19 protein-coding genes are annotated in these 18586 nt (G+C 61.0%); 16 read left to right on the forward strand and 3 right to left on the reverse strand.

What is annotated here, in order from left to right:
- Nucleotides 1–9 precede the first annotated feature (9 nt).
- Nucleotides 10–774 (reverse strand): LamB/YcsF family protein, encoded by a 765-nt coding sequence (locus NBH21_RS14980; protein WP_250913913.1) that lies wholly within the window; start codon nt 772–774, stop codon nt 10–12.
- A 228-nt stretch (nt 775–1002) separates the two neighbouring features.
- Here NBH21_RS14980 and pxpB point away from each other — a divergent pair, with 228 nt between their 5' ends.
- The 4 genes from pxpB (at nt 1003) to NBH21_RS15000 (ending at nt 4625) form a co-directional block, all read left to right on the forward strand.
- Nucleotides 1003–1683 (forward strand): 5-oxoprolinase subunit PxpB, encoded by a 681-nt coding sequence (pxpB, locus tag NBH21_RS14985; RefSeq protein ID WP_250913912.1) that lies wholly within the window; start codon nt 1003–1005, stop codon nt 1681–1683.
- Complete coding sequence (locus NBH21_RS14990; protein WP_250913911.1) at nt 1680–2684, forward strand: 5-oxoprolinase subunit C family protein; 1005 nt, start codon at nt 1680–1682, stop codon at nt 2682–2684. Before pxpB ends, NBH21_RS14990 begins: the two co-directional genes overlap by 4 nt.
- Nucleotides 2685–2709: 25 nt before the next feature.
- Entirely contained in the window at nt 2710–3750 is a 1041-nt protein-coding gene (locus NBH21_RS14995) for a 4-hydroxyproline epimerase (RefSeq protein ID WP_250913910.1), read from the forward strand.
- 152 nt (nt 3751–3902) lie between these two features.
- The gene (locus NBH21_RS15000; RefSeq protein WP_250913909.1) at nt 3903–4625 is read left to right on the forward strand and encodes a Crp/Fnr family transcriptional regulator; all 723 of its coding nucleotides are present in this window, start codon (nt 3903–3905) and stop codon (nt 4623–4625) included.
- A gap of 14 nt (nt 4626–4639) precedes the next feature.
- Here NBH21_RS15000 and NBH21_RS15005 read toward each other — a convergent pair whose 3' ends face one another.
- On the reverse strand, nt 4640–5068 hold the full coding sequence (locus tag NBH21_RS15005; RefSeq protein WP_250913908.1) for an RbsD/FucU family protein: 429 nt from the start codon (nt 5066–5068) through the stop codon (nt 4640–4642).
- A complete protein-coding gene (locus NBH21_RS15010; RefSeq protein WP_250913907.1) occupies nt 5052–6302 on the reverse strand; it encodes an ROK family transcriptional regulator in 1251 nt (416 codons plus the stop codon). Before NBH21_RS15010 ends, NBH21_RS15005 begins: the two co-directional genes overlap by 17 nt.
- 235 nt (nt 6303–6537) lie before the next feature.
- Between NBH21_RS15010 and NBH21_RS15015 the strand changes: the two genes are divergently transcribed.
- From NBH21_RS15015 to NBH21_RS15065, 12 genes are all read left to right on the forward strand, one after another.
- On the forward strand, nt 6538–7563 hold the full coding sequence (locus tag NBH21_RS15015; RefSeq protein ID WP_250913906.1) for a sugar ABC transporter substrate-binding protein: 1026 nt from the start codon (nt 6538–6540) through the stop codon (nt 7561–7563).
- Between the two features lie 100 nt (nt 7564–7663).
- Nucleotides 7664–8722: an ABC transporter permease gene (locus tag NBH21_RS15020; RefSeq protein WP_250913905.1), complete on the forward strand. Its 1059-nt coding sequence runs from the start codon at nt 7664–7666 to the stop codon at nt 8720–8722.
- The gene (locus tag NBH21_RS15025; protein ID WP_250913904.1) at nt 8722–9504 is read left to right on the forward strand and encodes an ATP-binding cassette domain-containing protein; all 783 of its coding nucleotides are present in this window, start codon (nt 8722–8724) and stop codon (nt 9502–9504) included. The genes NBH21_RS15020 and NBH21_RS15025 overlap by 1 nt, the downstream gene beginning before the upstream one ends.
- Entirely contained in the window at nt 9501–10133 is a 633-nt protein-coding gene (locus tag NBH21_RS15030) for a nucleoside triphosphate hydrolase (protein WP_425340423.1), read from the forward strand. The genes NBH21_RS15025 and NBH21_RS15030 overlap by 4 nt, the downstream gene beginning before the upstream one ends.
- Before the next feature lie 245 nt (nt 10134–10378).
- Nucleotides 10379–10771, forward strand: coding sequence for a response regulator (locus NBH21_RS15035; protein ID WP_250913903.1), 393 nt, complete (start codon nt 10379–10381; stop codon nt 10769–10771).
- A 25-nt stretch (nt 10772–10796) separates the two neighbouring features.
- Complete coding sequence (locus NBH21_RS26080; protein WP_280924930.1) at nt 10797–10922, forward strand: hypothetical protein; 126 nt, start codon at nt 10797–10799, stop codon at nt 10920–10922.
- Nucleotides 10919–13174 carry an ATP-binding protein gene (locus NBH21_RS15040; protein WP_250913902.1) on the forward strand — a complete coding sequence of 752 codons (2256 nt, stop codon included), beginning with the start codon at nt 10919–10921 and terminating at the stop codon, nt 13172–13174. The genes NBH21_RS26080 and NBH21_RS15040 overlap by 4 nt, the downstream gene beginning before the upstream one ends.
- 17 nt (nt 13175–13191) lie before the next feature.
- On the forward strand, nt 13192–14280 hold the full coding sequence (locus tag NBH21_RS15045; RefSeq protein WP_250913901.1) for an HD domain-containing phosphohydrolase: 1089 nt from the start codon (nt 13192–13194) through the stop codon (nt 14278–14280).
- Nucleotides 14281–14348: 68 nt separating this feature from the next.
- Entirely contained in the window at nt 14349–15386 is a 1038-nt protein-coding gene (pyrC, locus tag NBH21_RS15050) for a dihydroorotase (protein ID WP_250913900.1), read from the forward strand.
- Between the two features lie 115 nt (nt 15387–15501).
- Nucleotides 15502–16686, forward strand: coding sequence for a GGDEF domain-containing protein (locus NBH21_RS15055; protein WP_250913899.1), 1185 nt, complete (start codon nt 15502–15504; stop codon nt 16684–16686).
- A gap of 71 nt (nt 16687–16757) precedes the next feature.
- Nucleotides 16758–17450, forward strand: coding sequence for an orotate phosphoribosyltransferase (locus NBH21_RS15060; protein WP_250913898.1), 693 nt, complete (start codon nt 16758–16760; stop codon nt 17448–17450).
- Nucleotides 17451–17597: 147 nt separating this feature from the next.
- Nucleotides 17598–18524, forward strand: a complete 927-nt coding sequence (locus NBH21_RS15065; RefSeq protein WP_250913897.1) for a carbohydrate kinase family protein — start codon at nt 17598–17600, stop codon at nt 18522–18524.
- Nucleotides 18525–18586 lie beyond the last annotated feature (62 nt).

Below are 18586 nucleotides of genomic sequence, written 5' to 3' on the forward strand. Positions count from 1 at the left end.
GCGATGTCCTCAGTGCAGGAAGTTGCGGATGGTGATACCGGCATCTTCCAGTCCGGCGCGCACCTTTGCGGCAATGCCGACGGCAGACGGCGTGTCGCTATGCACGCAGATCGAATCGATCGGCGTCACGATGGAGCGTCCGGTGATCGTTTCGATCGCGCCGTTCCGGACCATGCGCGCCACCCGTTCGGCAGCCGCTGCCGCATCGTGGATGACCGCGCCCGGCTTGCTGCGATGAACAAGAAAGCCTTCGTCCGTATAGGCCCGGTCGGCAAAGATCTCGGACCGGCAGGAAAGCCCCATTTCCCGTGCCAGCCGTTCCTGATGACCAAGCGCGATGGTGAGGCAGACGAGCTTCGGATCGACCGCCTTGATCGCGTTGTTGACGGCTTGCGCAATGCTCTCGTCCTGTTGGGTCAGGTTGCCAAGCGCGCCATGGGCTTTCACATGGGTGATCGGATGGCCGGCATAGGTCGCCAGAGCCTGAGCCGCGCCGATCTGGTAGGCGACCAGCCGCTCGATCTCTCCGGCAGAAAAGGGAATGTTGCGCCGCCCGAAGCCCCAGAGATCGGGAAAGCCGGGGTGGGCACCGACCGCCACGCCTTTCTCCTTCGCCAGCGAAAAGGTCTGCGTCATGATTTCGGGATCGCCCGCATGCAGTCCGCAGGCTATGTTGGCGGAACTGACGATCGACAGCATTGCTGCGTCGTCGCCCATCCTATAGGCGCCGAAGCCTTCGCCCATGTCCGAGTTGAGATCGACGCTGAGGCTCATGTCTTTGCTCCCGTGTGTTCGGTCGACCAATTCTAGAGCATAATCCGACCGGAGTGAAACGAGGATCGGTAAGATTATGCTTAAAAAATAAGGTATTAGAGCGCTGCTACGAATTATTCGGATCAAAGCGTACTCTAAAGAGAGCTTCAAGGCACAGACAATGGCGGCTGCGAAGAAATGCTTGGGGTCTCTACAGGCTTCTGATATATCACATTCGACGAGGTTATCATGACGGTCAGCATAAGTGGGGATGGCGGCAATCCGAGAGTGAGCGCGGAAGGTGCTGGCGCTCTGTTGCTCGATGTCGCCGACGCTGTCTTCGACCAGTCGCGACAAGAGCGCATCTGGACGCTGGCCGAGGCGCTGAAGGGACTTGTCGGCGTTCTCGAGACAGCGCCGGGCATGAACAACCTCATGGTCGTCTTCGATCCGTTGCGCCTCGATCCGGATGTGCTGCAGGCGAAGCTTCTTGCCGGCTGGGAAAAGGCCGAAGCCGGTCACTCCCGCGCGCGTCTGGTGGAGATTTCCGTCGTCTACGGCGGTCCGGGCGGTGGCGATCTCGCTGAAGTCGCCGAGGCCAAGGGGATGACGCCCTGGGCGTTGGTCGAACTTCACGCTGCTCCGGTCTACTCCGTGGCCGCGGTGGGTGCCATGCCGGGCTTCGTCTATCTGTCAGGGCTCGATCCGAAGCTGGCGATACCGCGCCGGGCCGTGCCGCGCATGGGCGTTCCCGAGGGTTCGGTGATTATCGGCGGCGCGCAGGCCGGCATCATGCCGCTCACCGCGCCTTCCGGTTGGCACATTCTCGGCCACACGGATTTCCATCTTTTCGATGCCTCCCGTGAACAGCCGGCGGCACTTCGTTCCGGCGACAAGATCCGTTTCGTGCCCAGGGAGATCCTCGCGTGATCGAGATTCTGACGACGGGTGCCGCCAATAGCGTGCAGGATCTCGGCCGTTTCGGCTATCTCGATGCTGGTGTTTCTCGCTCCGGTGCCATGGACGGGCCGGCGCTCGAAGCCGCCAACCTCATGCTGGGCAACGATCCAGATGCGCCGGGGCTGGAGATTGCCGTCTTCCCGTTCCGCGTTCGGTTTGAGGCCGCGACGCTTGTTTCAGTGACCGGTGCGGATTGCCCGGTAACACTTGGCGGCAGGCCCTATCCGTCGTGGTGGGGTTTGCAGGTCCGCTCCGGCGACGTGTTGGAACTGGGTTTGCCGCGTTCGGGCGCGCGAGCCTATGTCGGCTTTGCCGGCGGGATTTCCGTGCCTGCCGTGCTCGGTTCCGCTTCCACCGATATCAAGAGCGGCTGGGGTGGCTTCGAGGGCAGGGGCCTTCGGCGGGGTGACCGGCTGGAACTTTCGCACGGCCTCGCAGCGCTTGCCAACCTGCCGGGCGGTTTCGGCATCGATCCATCCGCCATGGGACGTCATGACGGAGCCAACAGGCCTATCCGGGTTCTCGCCGGTGCCGAGCACGCGGTCTTCGATCCCGCGTCTCTCTCGGCTTTCGAGGCCACGCCATGGCGGGTGACCGACGAGGCCAATCGTCAGGGCTATCGCCTTGCAGGCTCCGAGCTGAAGCTGACACGGCGGCTTGAACTCTTTTCCCACGGCATCATGCCGGGCACGGTCCAGGTACCGCCCTCAGGGCAACCGATCATCCAACTGGCGGAAGCCAATACCTGCGGCGGCTATCCGAAGATCGCCCATGTCATCGAAGCCGACCTCTGGCGTCTGGCGCAGGCGCCTGTTGGTAGCGACCTGCGCTTTGCCGTGGTCGGTAGGCATGACGCGGTCGAAGCCCTGAAGCGCCAGCGAAGCGCTCTCGCGCGGGTCGCGGCGTTCAGCGCGCTCGCCCGCAAGGAACCCTCTCACCGTGAAGGCCTTGCCGGTCTTGCGGTGAAATGAACTGTTTGATTGATGGAGTAATCTCATGAGATGGAAACGGACCCTTCAGCTTCTCGACGTGCATGCGGAAGGGGAAATCGGTAAGGTGGCGATCGGCGGCGTGCCGAAGATCCCGGGCGATACGATCGCCGAGCAACTGCACTGGATGAACAACGACCCCAAGGGTCAGGAACTGCGCCGCATGCTCGTGCTCGAGCCGCGGGGCGCGCCGATCGGTTCCGTCAACCTGCTGCTGCCGGCCAAGAACCCCAAGGCCGATGCCGGTTTCATCATCCTTCAGCCCGATCAGGCCCATGCCAGCTCCGGCTCCAACTCGATCTGTGTCACCACCGCACTGCTGGAAAGCGGTATCGTCGAGATGCAGGAACCCGAGACAGTCGTCATGCTGGACACGGCCGCCGGCCTCGTCCGGGCGACGGCAACCTGCCGCGACGGCCGCTGCGAGCGCGTCAAGCTCACCATGGTTCCTTCCTTCGTCCATGAACTCGATGTCGGCATCGATACCGCCCAATGGGGGCGGATCACCTTCGACCTGAGCTATGGCGGCATCTTCTATGCACTCGTCGATGTCGGCCAGGTCGGCCTTACCATCGAGAAGGGCAATGCGCGCGCGCTGGTCGAGGCGGGCATGATCCTCAAGGAACAGATCAATCGCACGATCCCGGTCGTCCACCCGGAAATCCCGGCTATCTCCGGGGTCGCCTATGTGATGTTCCGCGATGTCGATCCTGACGGAGCCGTGCGCACCTGCACGACCATGTGGCCGGGCCGTGTGGATCGTTCGCCCTGCGGCACGGGAAATTCCGCGAACCTCGCGACGCTCTACGCTCGCGGCAAGGTGAAGGTGGGAGACATCCTGAAGTCCCGTTCGATCATCGGTTCGGAATTCGAGGTCGGACTCGATTCCGTGACCGAAGTGGCTGGCCGGACAGCCGTAATCCCGACGATCAGCGGCCGCGGCTTCACCTTCGGATTGCATCAGGTTGCGCTCGATCCGTTCGATCCTTTCCCAGAAGGATTTGCGCTCACGGACGTCTGGGGTCCGTCTGCCGGCTCGATAGGCTAGAGAAGAAGAGAAAATCTCTTCGAATGAAATTGGTAATAGATCGGTAGGTTTCTTGTCGTCACCTATCTTGCTATTGATAAAGCGCACGGAATATGTAGGACACTCGTCCGCGCGCTGCGTAAATTAGCAAGTATAGTAAGTGGAACACACAATTGACGACAGGAGCCACCCTGCTGACAAACTCACAGAATTTGTCTTCTTTGCGTGGGAGCCCGATTTTTTCCAGCCTGACAGTGGAAGAGGATCGCGAATGGTTGTCTCGATGTCATACGAGAAATCTCTGCGCTGGCGAAAGTCTGGTCGACTACGAAGATCTCACCAAGGATGTATTTCTGGTGCAGAGCGGCGAGATGCGCGCAGTCTTGCGTTTTTCGGTCGGCAAAGAAGCTATTCTGGGGAGTTTTCGGCGCGGCGACTTGATGGGCGAACTATCGGCAATCGATGATCTCGCTCGTTCGGCCAGCCTGATGGCGGTCAGCGACGCGGTTGTAACGGTCATTCCCTATGCCGTGTTTCATGACATTTTGCGCAACAGCCCCGGCGTGACCCGGGCGCTGATGCAACTCCTGTCGCGTCGCATTCGCGCGATGAACGAGCGGGTGTCGGAACTCTCTTTTCTGGATACTAAGCACAGGCTCTACAATGCCCTGCTGCGTCTTTCGCGGTCGCGCGGCGACGGTGGCGGCGAGCGGATCATTTCGCCGCCGCTCGTGCATGCGGAGCTGGCCGAACACATCGGCTCAAGCCGCGAGACAGTCTCCCGCGAAATGTCGCGTCTCATTCGCGAGCAATTGATCGAACGCACCAGCCGGGCAATCGTGTTGAAGAACCCCGTCGAACTCTCGAAGCGCATCTCGAAGGCGCTGGAGGGTTAGGGAGAGGGTTCGGCTCAAGGGTAGATGACGCCCTTGCGCAGGATGATATTGGCATAGAGCCGCGGTTCACCTGTCTGGATCACCGTATGGGCCGCGCGCACGCGGTCGTAGAAGCTTGCACCTACAAGTGGCACGACAGTCATGCTCGGTTCGTGACGGGCGCAGCAGGCAATCATTTCCTGATGAACGGGATCGAGCCGTTCGGGATCGGCTCCGACCGTCGAGCGAAAGATTGCCTGAGGCACGAAATCGTCGATCGGCAGGACGCTCAAAACGGCGTTGAGCACGGGAACAAGGCCGTGCCCGTCGAGACGCACGAGACGCCTTGCATGTTCCAGCGCCGGATAGTTGCCGTCGACGATGGCGATTTCGTCGCCATGGCCCATGGCGCGTAGCGTCGCCAGCAGATCGGGGCTCAGAAGCGGGTCAATTCCCTTCAGCATTGTCTATTTCCTTGAACAGGACCGTTTGGTCGATGAGATAACGCGCAAAGATGGGCAGGCTCGCACCGCCGATGGCGCGGGCCTGTGGGCCGACGATGCCCTCGATGATATCGGGTGTGACGATCCCCTGCAGATCGAGGCGATTGACTGCCGCGACCGTTGCCGCGACGAGCCGCGCGCGCACCCAGTCGGGAAAGCCGCCGTCTATGATCGCGGCGGAAAAGTCGACGATGGACACCGCCGCGACGATGGCCTGCGCCAGCGCCTCGGCGCTGTCCTGGATCCAGATTTCCAGCGGCTCGCCGAAATCGATCCACTCCTCCGCGGCATACCACAGTGGCTGAGGGTCGAGGCCGCGCTCGCGAAGCAGGTTTTCCAGCACGAAGATCGAGGCGATCTCCAGCAATTGTGCCGTCTCCCCGCGCTTGTTGCGCACGGGCAGGGGAGCGATTGCGCCGGCAGTGCCGGTGCGTCCCACGAAGACAGACGAATTCAGGACGATGCCGCCGCCGATGAAGGAGCCGACATAGAAATAGATGAAATCCGGGTAAAGTGGACCGGCGCCGAAGACGAGTTCCGCGCCGCAGGCGCTCGTCGCATCGTTTTGCAGATAGACGGGGTAGCTGATCCGGGCAGAGACTTCTGCCTGCAGATCGAAACCGCGCCATGCGTCCATGGCCCCTTCCGGCGCCCCCACTTCCTCGGCCCAGTTCCACAGCTCGAACGGTGCGGCGATGCCAACGCCGGCGATGCTGTGCCTCTGTGCTGCCGGAATGGCAGCTTCCACCTCGGCAATGCCGCTGTTGATGAAAGAGAGGATCTCCTCGGGGTTCGGATAGCGATAGGTGCGGTGAAGCTGCTTGCGGATGTTGCCGACGAAATCCATCAGCACCAGATCGGCGCTTCGCCGGCCGATCTTCACGCCAAACGAAAATACGGCCTCGGGGTTGAGATACATCGGTATCGAGGGCTGGCCCACCTTGCCGCGCACCGGTTCGCCTCGGACCAGAAGACCATCCTTCTCCAGCGCGCGCATGATGACCGAGACGGTCTGAGCCGAAAGGCCGGTGCGTCTTGCGATGTCCGCCTTGGAGAGCCCGCGATGACGCCGGACGACCGAAAGCACGAGCCGTTCGTTGTAGGCGCGTACGCGCACCTGATTGGCCCCGCCACCGGCGCTGATCGGCTCCGGTTCGCGGGTAGGCGATGGTGAATGGTCATGCGTCAAGGACATGGTCGCTCCTCCCGACCCTCTCCTACCGCGAAGTAGCAGAGGGCGCCAGCATCTCACATTGGATTAATAATTCAATTGGATTTATTTATTGACGTCGGAATTTTTTGATGTTCTAAATGGCCGCGTGGAGGAGAGGTACGACCGAGAACGGCGTGCCAGACCGGGCAGTCTTTCTTGCCTGGGCCGACACCTCGCGGCCGGAGGAGCCGGTCGAGTCATTTTCGGGAGGAAAAATATGACAAAGTCACTGATCGCAGCAGCCCTGTCCACGCTTGCCCTCGGCGTTGTTTTTGCCGCTCCTGCAAGCGCAGCCGATGTATCTGCTTGCCTGATTACCAAGACCGACACCAATCCCTTCTTCGTCAAGATGAAGGAAGGCGCGACAGCCAAGGCCAAGGAACTTGGCGTTACCCTGAAATCCTATGCCGGCAAGGTCGATGGTGACCATGACAGCCAGGTAGCTGCTATCGAATCCTGCATCGCCGATGGCGCGAAGGGTATCCTCATCACCGCTTCCGATACCAAGGCCATCGTCGATCAGGTGAAGAAGGCGCAGGAAGCCGGTCTTCTGGTGATCGCGCTCGACACGCCGCTCGATCCCGCCGACGCAGCCGACGCCACCTTCGCAACCGATAACCTTCTCGCCGGCAAGCTGATCGGCCAGTGGGCCGCGGCAACCCTCGGCGACAAGGCCAAGGACGCCAAGATCGGCTTCCTCGACCTCACTCCGTCCCAGCCGACCGTCGACGTTCTGCGCGACCAGGGCTTCATGATCGGCTTCGGCATCGATCCGAAGGACCCGAACAAGATCGGCGACGAGGACGATCCGCGTATCGTCGGTCATGACGTGACCAACGGCAACGAGGAAGGCGGTCGCAAGGCCATGGAAAACCTTCTCCAGAAGGATCCGGATATCAACGTCATTCACACGATCAACGAACCGGCTGCCGTCGGTGCCTATCAGGCTCTGAAAGCTATCGGCAAGGAAAACGACGTGCTGATCGTGTCCGTCGACGGCGGATGCCCGGGCGTGAAATCCGTTGCCTCCGGCCAGATCGGCGCGACCTCGCAGCAGTATCCGCTACTAATGGCATCGCTCGGCATCGAGGCGATTGCCAAGTACGCGGCCGACGGCACCAAGCCTCAGCCGACGCCCGGCAAGAGCTTCTTCGACACCGGCGTTTCGCTGGTGACCGACAAGCCGGCGCCCGGTGTGGAATCGATCGATACCAAGGTCGGTACGGATAAGTGCTGGGGCTGATCGGCTGATCGATAGCACCACGACATCATGAAGAAGGGGCGGTGAAGGCCGCCCTTTCCGACGGTGCAACGCACCTGTCCTATGGGATGGAGACACGTCCATGGCAAGCATCCAGGAATTCGAGAAGGTTCTCGACAAGAGCGACGCGTCCGTCGCCGCGTTCGAGGATAATTCGCCCCTTCGCAGGATACAGCATTTCCTGCATTCCACACCGGCGGCCGTGCCGCTGATCGTGCTGATCGCATCGATCGCCATTTTCGGACTGGCCATCGGCGGCAAGTTCTTTTCGAGCTACACGCTCACCCTGATCCTGCAGCAAATCGCGGTTGTCGGTATTCTCGGCGCGGCCCAGACCCTTGTGATCCTGACGGCCGGCATCGATCTGTCGATCGGTGTCGTCATGGTCATCTCGGCGGTGGTGATGGGCAACTGCGCCCTGAATTACGGCATACCGTCACCGCTCGCCGTCATCGCCGGGCTGGCGGTGGGCACGCTTTGCGGTCTCCTGAACGGCTTTCTCGTGGCCAAGATCAAGCTGCCGCCGTTCATCGTGACGCTCGGCACCTGGAACATCGTTATGGCCACCAACTTCATTTATTCGGCCAACGAGACATTGCGCGACGCCGATATCGAGGCGATCGCTCCTTTCCTGCAGATCTTCGGCGACAGCTTCCGCATCGGCAAGGCAGTCTTCACGCTCGGGGTCGTTTTCATGGTCGTTCTCATAGGCGTCCTCTGGTATGCGCTCAATCACACCGCATGGGGCCGGCATCTCTATGCCGTCGGCGATGACCCGGAAGCGGCGCAGCTTGCTGGTATTCGTTCGGATCGCGTCCTGCTCGGCACCTACGCTTTGGCCGGCTTCATCGCGGCACTTGCGGCCTGGGTCTCCATCGGTCGTAACGGTTCGATCTCGCCGTCCGCGGCCGTCACCGACTACAATCTTCAGGCAATCACGGCGGCGGTCATCGGTGGCATCTCGCTCTTCGGCGGACGAGGCTCGATCCTCGGAACCCTGTTCGGTGCATTGATCGTCGGCGTGGTGTCGATGGGTCTCAACATGCTCGGCGCCGACCCGCAATGGAAGGTGCTACTGACCGGCGTACTCATCATCTCGGCGGTTGCCGTCGACCAGTGGATCAGAAAGGTAGCAGGCTGATGGAACGCGCACCCATTCTCACCACCCGCGGTCTGGTCAAGCGCTATGGCCGCGTGACCGCCCTGGACAACGCCGATTTCGATCTCTATCCGGGCGAAATCCTGGCGGTGATCGGCGACAACGGCGCCGGAAAGTCCTCGCTGATCAAGGCCATTTCCGGTGCGATCACTCCTGATGAAGGCGAGATCAGGCTGGATGGAAACCCGGTGAATTTTCGCAACCCGATGGAAGCGCGCGACGCGGGCATCGAGACGGTCTACCAGAACCTTGCCCTTTCGCCGGCGTTGTCGATTGCCGATAATATGTTCCTCGGCCGGGAGCTTCGCCGGCCGGGCATCATGGGATCGGTATTTCGCACCCTCGACCGGAAGAAGATGGAGAAAATCGCGCGGGACAAGCTTTCGGAGCTTGGTCTGATGACCATCCAGAACATCAACCAGGCGGTGGAAACGCTTTCGGGCGGCCAGCGTCAGGGGGTGGCGGTTGCCCGTGCAGCGGCTTTCGGTTCCAAGGTGGTCATCATGGACGAACCGACGGCTGCCCTCGGGGTCAAGGAATCCCGCCGCGTTCTCGAACTTATCCTTGAGGTCCGTTCACGCGGTCTGCCGATCGTGCTGATCTCGCATAACATGCCGCATGTCTTCGAGGTGGCTGACCGTATCCACATCCATCGCCTCGGAAGGCGGCTCTGCGTTATCAATCCGAAGGACTACACGATGTCGGACGCCGTTGCCTTCATGACCGGCGCTCGCCCGGCGCCGGAAGAGAGCATCGCTGCATGACGTCAGCCATGTCGGCGGTCGATACACTGGCGAAAGCCATCGACGAGCAGGCGGCCGGTTCGCCACGCCTGCTCGTTGCCATTTCCGGGCCTCCTGGTGCCGGAAAATCCACCCTCGCGGAAGCCCTCGAAAAGGCGCTGATCGCGCGAGGCGTAGCGACGTCCGTCCTGCCGATGGATGGGTTCCACATGGACAACGCCGTGCTTGAGGACCGTGGGCTGCTGGCGCGCAAGGGCGCCCCCGATACCTTCGACGTCCGGGGACTGATCGATATCGTGCGTGCGGTGAGGGAAGGCGGCGAAGTTCTGGTGCCGGTGTTCGACCGCACCCGCGAACTTGCCATCGCCGCAGCCCGTGCAATTCCTGCGGGGCCACGCGTGGTGCTGACCGAGGGAAATTATCTCCTGCTCGAAGACCAGCCATGGTCCGTGCTTGCACCGCTTTTCGACCTGACTGTGATGATCGCACCACCGGCGGATGAACTCCGGCGTCGGCTGGAGGCCCGCTGGCGCGGTTTTGGCCTCGACGAGGCGGCAGTGGTAGCCAAGGTCGAAGAGAACGACCTGCCGAATGGTCGCCTTGTACTCTCGCGTAGCCGCAAGGCCGATTTCGTCTTCAGCGATAACTGACGCCCCTTCCGATCTCCCCGTCAGGAAGCATTCCCCTTGCGACGCAAGGGGAATGCAGAATGTTAGTCAGGTCTAAAAATTTAAGAAGCGATTAATGTAGCAACGATTAAAATTGTCGCTAATTGCTTCAACGAATTTCAGGGTCCGGTTGCTACAACCTCTCCATGAACCAATGAGGAAATTCCCCCATCCACAAGCGGTGCGGGGCCGATTTCATCGGACGGTGTGCTGGAGGAGAACGGGCAATGGCCATTCTGATCGTGGAAGACAATGCGACGAACGCGCTGATCCTGAAGCGTCTCGCCGGCAAGGTCACTGACGAGGATATCCTCGTCGAGGCTGACGGCACCCGTGCACTCTCCCTGTGCCACAACACCCTTTTCAGCATGCTGATCGTCGACCACATGCTGCCCGGCATGACCGGCCTGCAGTTCATCAAGGCGATCCGCATGCTGCATCGCTACGACGAAGTGCCCGTCATCATGGTCACCGCCGATCAGGACCCGAAGCTGCGCGAAACCGCAACCGCGACGGGCGTCACCGGCTTCCTGACAAAGCCCGTCGATGCCGTCACTTTCCGCGACCTGCTCGCAGCCCATGTCGGCTACAAGCCGGCGGCGCTTGCGGCCGCTCGCTGAACACGGGGGCCGTTGGAACATCCGCATGGGCATCCTCGTCAACGCAATTTCGGAAGACCCGGCTCGCTCGCTCCGCCTCGTGGCGCTGCGTAACGGCGAGCAGGTAGTCCGTTGCGTTGGCAAGGCCTGGTATGCCGGAGTCTCGCCGTGACCGCTCTTGCCCGCAGCAGTGAAGTCATGAAGAAGGCAGGCAGCACCACCCTGATCCTGCAGGTCCTGTCGGCGGCCTTTCTGGTGGTGCTGATCATGCTGGCGGTCGAAATCTCCCGCCAGTTTCTCTCCCTGCATGATGGCGCCGGTGAGAACGCCGTCTGGTCCGTCTATCAACTCGATCGGGACGTCCGGGCAGTTGGCGCGGCCGCCGAGGAACTGCGCCACCAGCCGGCAGCGGGTGATCTTGCCGATACGCTTTCGCAGAATCTCGATGCCGTCCGCGCGCAGATCGCGCTTCTTCGCGAGCCGCAGTTCCGCCGCTTCGTTTCCGATGATGCGGACGCTGCTGAGCTTCTTTCCAAGATCGACGCGGCCATCGCGCGCTTCGCTCTGCTGACCGACACCCATGAGCAGGTGCGGCAGCTGGAAGGCGCACAGCTGGACACCGTCGCTGCGACGTTGAGCGCTCTCTCCCTGACCAGCGAAAAGCTTCTCGCTCATACCAACACCCAGCTTCGCAACGAGCGCGCTGCCGCCCGCGAAACCGTCGTCCGGCTCGAAAAAACCTCGGCCGTGATGCTCGGCCTGCTGATGGTCTCGGTCGTCTTCCTCGTTGTAACCCTTCGCCGTCAGCTGAAGTCGGTTCGCAAGACAGGCCTCGAGCTTGAGACGATGGCTCGGCAGCTGACCGAAGCTCTTGAAGGCGCAGACGCCGGCAATCGCGCCAAGTCGCAGTTCATGGCGACCATGGGCCACGAGATCCGCACACCGCTGAACGCGATCCTCGGCATGTCCGAACTGCTGGAGCTTTCCCATCTGCCTCCCGATGCCCTGTCGAGTGTCAAGACCATCCGGTCCTCAGGCGAGGCACTGCTGGAGATCATCAACGAGATCCTCGATTATTCGAAGATCGAGCATGGCAAGATGGAGCTTGAGGAACGCATCGTCGATGTCGCCTCCCTGGCCGAGACCACTGTCAGCATCATTCGCGGTCGCGCCGACGATCACGAGAACACGGTCGTTCTCGATATTCCGGAATCGCTCGATGCGCTTTATGTCCGCACCGATCCGACCCGCCTGCGGCAGGTGCTCCTCAACCTGCTGTCCAACGCTGTGAAGTTCACCAAGAACGGCACCGTCACGCTGCGACTGCGCGAATTCTATCGCCACGGCAAGCTGATGCTGCGCTTCGAAGTCGAGGATACCGGTATCGGCATTGACGAGACGGGTCTTTCGAAGCTGTTCAAGCCATTCTCGCAGGTCGACGCCTCGATCAGCCGCAAGTATGGCGGTACCGGACTCGGCCTCACCATCTGCAAGCAGATCGTCGAAAAGCTCGGTGGCGAGCTCGGCATGAGCAGCACCGTCGGCGTCGGCAGCATCTTCTGGTTCGAACTGGCAGTGGTTGCCGTCGGCAAGGACGAGATGCGTCGGTTTTCTGCTGCAAAGAGCCAGAAAAGCCACGAGCTTCCCCGTCTGCGCATCCTTCTCGTCGAGGACAACCGGGTCAACCAGCAGGTCGCAACCCGTTTTCTCAATCATCTCGGCCAGGATGTGATCGTCGCCAACGACGGTGCCGAGGCGGTCTCCATCGCTTCTGCCCAGAGCTTCGACGTCATTTTGATGGACATGCAGATGCCGGTGATGGACGGCATCGAGGCAACCCGCCGGATCATCTCCGAGCGTGGCCCCTGCACTGGCGTCCCGATCATCGCGATGACCGCGAATGCGTCCGATGACGACCGTCGCCGTTGCCTGGATGCAGGCATGGCCGGGTTCGAATCCAAGCCCGTCACCATGGAAAGGTTGCGCAACGTGCTCTCGTCGCTGAACGAAACTCTGGCCGCCGATTTCGCCGAGGCTCCGGCCGACGACGATGGCCTGCCGGATCCGCTCCTGCTTGGCGCCGTGGATCTTCCGGGCTTGCCGCAGCTTTGCCCGGCCGGTCTTGACGAAGCCCGCTATGCGGAACTTGTCGATGCTCTCGGCGAGGATGTTTTTCAGGAGCTGATCGAATCCTTCTTCGACGATGCTTCCGCGCTGATCGACGAACTGCATGGCGCGCTCAAGAGCCGCGATGTCACTCACATCGACCGCGTGCTGCACACGATCAAGGGCGCGGCCGTGAATGTCGGCCTCATCGAAATTGCCGGCAAGGCCAATTCGCTGCGCGAACAGCAGCCGACTATGGACGATGTCGAAATGCTCAACAATGAAATCGAAACAATGAAGTTCAAGCTGGTTGCTTGAGAACCTAGGAGGCGTCAATGCGTATCTTGCTGGTGGACGATAACAGCACCAACCTGAAGCTCCTGACGAAGCTCGTCGGCAAGCTTGAAGACTGTGAGGCGGTTGCTTTTTCGAGCCCGGACGAGGTTCTTTCTTCTCTGCCGGACATCGATTTCGACATCGCCATCATCGATTACCAGATGCCGGTCTATAACGGTGTCGAGCTCTACACGGAGATCGTCCGCTTCGACAAATATGCCGATGTGCCGGTTATCTTCGTCACCGCCGACAAAGACATGACTACGCGCATGGCCGCGCTGAACGCCGGTGCGATCGATTTTCTCACCAAGCCGGTCAATCCGGCCGAGTTCCAGGCTCGCGTTCAGAACATCGTCAGCCTGTCGCGCGCCCGCCGTCAGCTGGCCGACCAGGCCGAATGGCTGCGTCGCGAAGTGGACCGCGCCGTAGGCGAACTTCGTCTGCGCGAGCAGGAAATCATTCACCGCCTGACAGTCGCCGCCGGCTACAAGGATCCGGAAACCTCGCGTCACACGCTTCGCGTTGCTGCCTATTCCGAGGCGATCGCGCTCGAAATGGGTCTCTCGCCGGAATTCTGCAACGACATCCGCATGGCAGCGCCGATGCATGATATCGGCAAGGTCGCGATGCCGGATACGGTTCTTCTCAAGCAGGGTCGCCTGACGGAAGCCGAATATCGCCAGATGCAGGCCCATGCCCAGATCGGCAGCGATATTCTCTCCCGCTCCCATTCGTCGCTCCTGCAGCTTGCCTCGGAAATCGCCGTCAGCCATCACGAGCGCTGGGATGGGCAGGGCTATCCGAACCGGCTCTCCGGGGCGGCCATCCCGATTTCCGGCCGTATCGTCTGCATCGCCGATAATTTCGATGCGCTGACCACCGAGCGTCCCTACAAGCCGGCCTGGAGCTTCGAACGCACAGTAGAGCACATCCTTGGCCGCGCCGGCACCCAGTTCGATCCGGATTGCGTTGCGGCCTTCGAGCGTGCCCTGCCGCGCATCCGGCAGATCATGGAGGACGACCGTCGCGAGCAGGCCCAGGAGGCCATGCAGAAGGCGTTCACCCCCTCTAGCGAAAAGGTCGCCTGAAAGGCGACTTTGATCGGCTGATGGAACATGGTATCTGCGGGCGATAATCAAGGCCCGGAGATACCATTATGCACACCCTCACCATTCGCCGCCCGGATGACTGGCACCTGCATCTGCGGGACGGCGCCATGCTTGAAGGGGTAATCGGCGATACCAGCCGGCATTTTGCGCGCGCCATCATCATGCCGAACCTCGTTCCGCCGGTGGTGACGACGGCGGATGCGCGGGCCTATCGCGAACGCATCATGACCGCCCTGCCGAAGGGCGATCGCTTTGAGCCCCTGATGACGCTCTATCTCACGGAAGACACCAGCCCCGACGATGTCGAGGAAGGCAGGACGAGCGGCCTCATCACCGCCGTGAAGCTCTATCCGGCAGGCGCCACCACCAATTCCCATGGCGGTGTGCGTAACTTCGAAAATGCCATGCCGGTTCTGGAGCGCATGGCGAAGATTGGTTTGCCGCTCTGCGTTCATGGAGAGGTAACGACGCCGGAAGTCGACATCTTCGACCGCGAGAAAGTGTTCATCGATACCGTCCTCGATCCGCTGCGCCGCCGGTTGCCGGAACTGAAGGTGACGATGGAACATGTCACGACTTCAGACGGTGTCGACTACATCCGCTCGTCCGATCGCAATATTGCCGGGTCGATCACCACCCATCATCTCATCATCAACCGGAACGCCATTCTGGTGGGCGGTATCAAGCCGCACTACTATTGCCTGCCCGTTGCCAAGCGCGAAAGCCACCGGTTGGCGCTGCGGGCTGCCGCGACGTCAGGGGACGCCCGTTTCTTCCTTGGTACGGACTCCGCGCCGCATGTCGATCCGCTGAAAGAATGCGCCTGCGGCTGCGCCGGCATCTATACCTCGATCAACACCATGAGCTGCCTTGCCCACGTCTTCGAACAGGAAGACGCGCTCGACCGTCTCGAGGCATTCGCTTCACTGAACGGATCTGCATGGTACGGGCTTGCCCCGAACGATGAAACGATCATGCTGGAACGGGGCGAAGAGCCGGTAGAGTTCCCCGCAAAGATCGAGACGGGGGCTGGTCCCGTGACGGTGTTCGATCCGATGTTTCCGCTCTTCTGGCGGGTCCGCTGAATTGACTGCGGATTGCTAGGATTTTCATAATTCGGGTAACGTTTTGGAGAGAAGCGGCAGTTAGCGTCCGTCAAGGGAGAGATTTGGGTATTTCAGGCTGAAGAGAGCACTTGGCATGATGCTTGATTACAATTCTCTTCTGCTCGCGCTGGGTTTTTCCGCGACCTGCCTGATGGTGACCCTTCTTGGAACCTGGGTTTCGCGCCGCGCCGATTCCTTCCTGCTGACGCTTGTCGTAGCGCTTCTTTTCATCGTCATCGGCATCTTTGCCTTCAGTTCCTACACGATGGAAACCGGCATGCTGAGGGCGTCGGTCGCCTATGCCTTCCTGATGGCGGGCTTCAGCACGATTTATGCCGGTTCCGCCCAGTTTCGGACCGGTCGGAGCCCATGGATGCTGTCGGCCGCTCTCTCGGCCATCACGATCGCACCCGGTCTTCCGCTGATGTTGTGGGGACTGGACGGAGTAGCGTTCATCTTCATGAATGCGGCGACGGCCGCGCTCCTGATCGGCACAGGCTGGCAATACTGGCGCGCGCGTGCGGAAGCGCCGGGGCCGCTCACGGGGATGGTCTTCCTCTACGTGCTGAGCGGGATCTCCTTCATCCTGTGCGCTGCCGTTCTGCTTTATCAACGTCAATGGGTACTCGGTCACGCTCCTGAAAACTGGGCGGAAAACCTCAATCTGGCGGTCTGCATCGCCGGCATGTCAGGGATCGGTGCCTTGTCGCTTGCTCTCCATCAGTGGCGGCTTGCGGCAAGACATCGCCATGAGGCGAATACGGATCCGTTGACCGGGCTTCTCAATCGCCGGGCGCTTTTCGATCGGGTCGCCGGCCGTCCGGTCGGCTCGAAGACCGCGGTCGTTGTCTTTGATATCGATCGGTTCAAGTCGATCAACGACCAGTATGGCCATGCCGCTGGTGACCTTGTCATCAGGATATTCGCTGAGGAACTGACCAATGGTGCCGGCGAGCAGCAGACGGTCGCCCGCCTTGGCGGCGAGGAGTTCGCCATCATCCTCGCCGACACCTTGCCGGGTCGTGCGGAACGCGTGGTGGGCGACATTGCCCGCAGCTTTGCAGCGCGGGAAATCCGGATCGGAGAGGCGAGGCTGCAATGCACGGTCAGTGCCGGCATCGCCTTCGGTTCGCAGGAGGCCGACAGTTTCGAGATGGTCCTCAATCTCGCCGACGCTGCGCTCTATCAAGCCAAGCGCAATGGCCGGAACCGCGTTCAGATGGCGGAGTTCCTGCGCCGGGTCGAAACGGTGGAAACCCGAAGCAACGCTTCCCCCTGAAAGACCGAACTCTCTAGCATCTGAGGGCACATGCTGCTATTCGCCTGAGCAGGACGATAAGGAGCGGGCGCATGATTCAGACGACATTTCCCGAACCGGCCGTGATGGCCGAACTGGTGGCCAGGATGCTCTGGGAGATCAAGGCGGTGCATTTCAATGCAGCCGAGCCCTACAAGCTTTCTTCCGGCATGCGCAGCCCCGTTTATATCGACTGCCGCAAGCTCCTTTCCTATCCGCGTGTCCGTTCGGCTGTGATGGATTTTGCTGCTGCCACCCTCATGCGCAATGCCGGCTTCGAGCAGTTTGACTGCATCGCCGGCGGCGAGACCGCGGGCATTCCGTTTGCCGCATTGCTCGCTGATCGCCTTGGCCTGCCGATGATCTACGTCCGCAAGGCCCCAAAAGGTCACGGCCGCAATGCCCAGATCGAAGGCCATATGCCGGAAGGCGCCCGCGTCCTCGTCATCGAGGACCTGACGACGGCCGGCGGCAGCATGTTCAAGTTCATCGACGCCGTACGCGCTGCCGGCGGCGTGGTCGATCACGGCATCGCGCTCTTCTACTACGGCATCTTCGCGGAAGCCGAGGAACGCTTCACCAACGGCAATGTGAAGCTGCACTTCATCGCAACCTGGCGGGATGTGCTGGCCGTTGCACGCGATCAGAAGCTTTTCGACGAAAAGACACTGACGGAAGTTGAGGCTTTCCTCGATGCGCCGCTTGCATGGTCGGGCCGCCACGGTGGCGTCACGGAACTCGCCTGACGCATCAACCCGAAAATGGGGGAACCAGAGCGTCGTTTGTGTGCCTAATGGACGCATGGCGCTCTGGAACGAAAAGCAGTTCTGGCGTTTTCGCGAGAATTGCTTTAAATCGATTTAAATTCGTTCTTGGGAAGGGAGGATGCCCGAATGATCCTGTGCTGTGGAGAAGCGCTCATCGACATGTTGCCGCGGGAAACGACGCGCGGCGAAAGGGCGTTTTCACCCTATGCCGGCGGCGCGATTTTCAACACCGCGATCGCCCTCGGGCGTCTTGGTATCCCGACCGGTTTTTTTACCGGCCTTTCCGACGACATGATGGGCGACATCCTGCGTGAGACGCTGCAGCAGAGCAATGTCGACTACTCCTTCTGCGCGACCCTTTCGCGGCCGACGACCATCGCTTTCGTGAAGTTGGTCGACGGTCATGCGAGCTATGCCTTCTATGACGAGAACACCGCCGGCCGTATGATCACCGAGGTCGATCTGCCGGTTCTCGGCGATGACTGCGAGGCGTTGCACTTCGGAGCGATCAGCCTTATTCCCGAACCCTGCGGCGCGACCTATGAAGCGCTGATGGTTCGCGAACATGCAAAGCGCGTCATCTCGCTCGACCCGAATATCCGGCCCGGCTTCATCAGGGACAAGCAGGCGCATATGGCGCGCATCAACCGAATGGCCGCCATGTCCGACATCATCAAGTTCTCCGACGAGGATCTCGTCTGGTTCGGTCTGGAGGGCGATCAGGATACGCTCGCCCGCCACTGGCTCAACAAGGGCGCCAAGCTCGTCGTCATCACCCGCGGTGCGGAAGGTGCCACGGGCTACACGGCTGATTTCAAGCTTTCTGTTCCGAGCGAACGGGTTGAAGTCGTCGATACCGTCGGTGCCGGCGATACCTTCGATGCCGGCATTCTCGCTTCGTTGAAGCGTCAGGATAAGCTTACCAAGGAAAAGATCGCCACGCTGGACGAAGCGGGTGTGGAGGCGGCTCTGCGCCTGGGCGCGAAGGCGGCTGCCGTGACGGTATCGCGGGCAGGGGCCAACCCGCCCTTCGCCGCCGAAATCGGTTTCTGAAGCGCGCCGCGCCCTGTCAGCTCAGCGCGCCTCAGTTGTTCTCTTTTCACAAGTTGGCGCGG

This window comes from Ciceribacter sichuanensis, assembly GCF_024055605.1.
In the GTDB taxonomy this organism is placed as follows: Bacteria; Pseudomonadota; Alphaproteobacteria; order Rhizobiales; family Rhizobiaceae; genus Allorhizobium; species Allorhizobium sichuanense.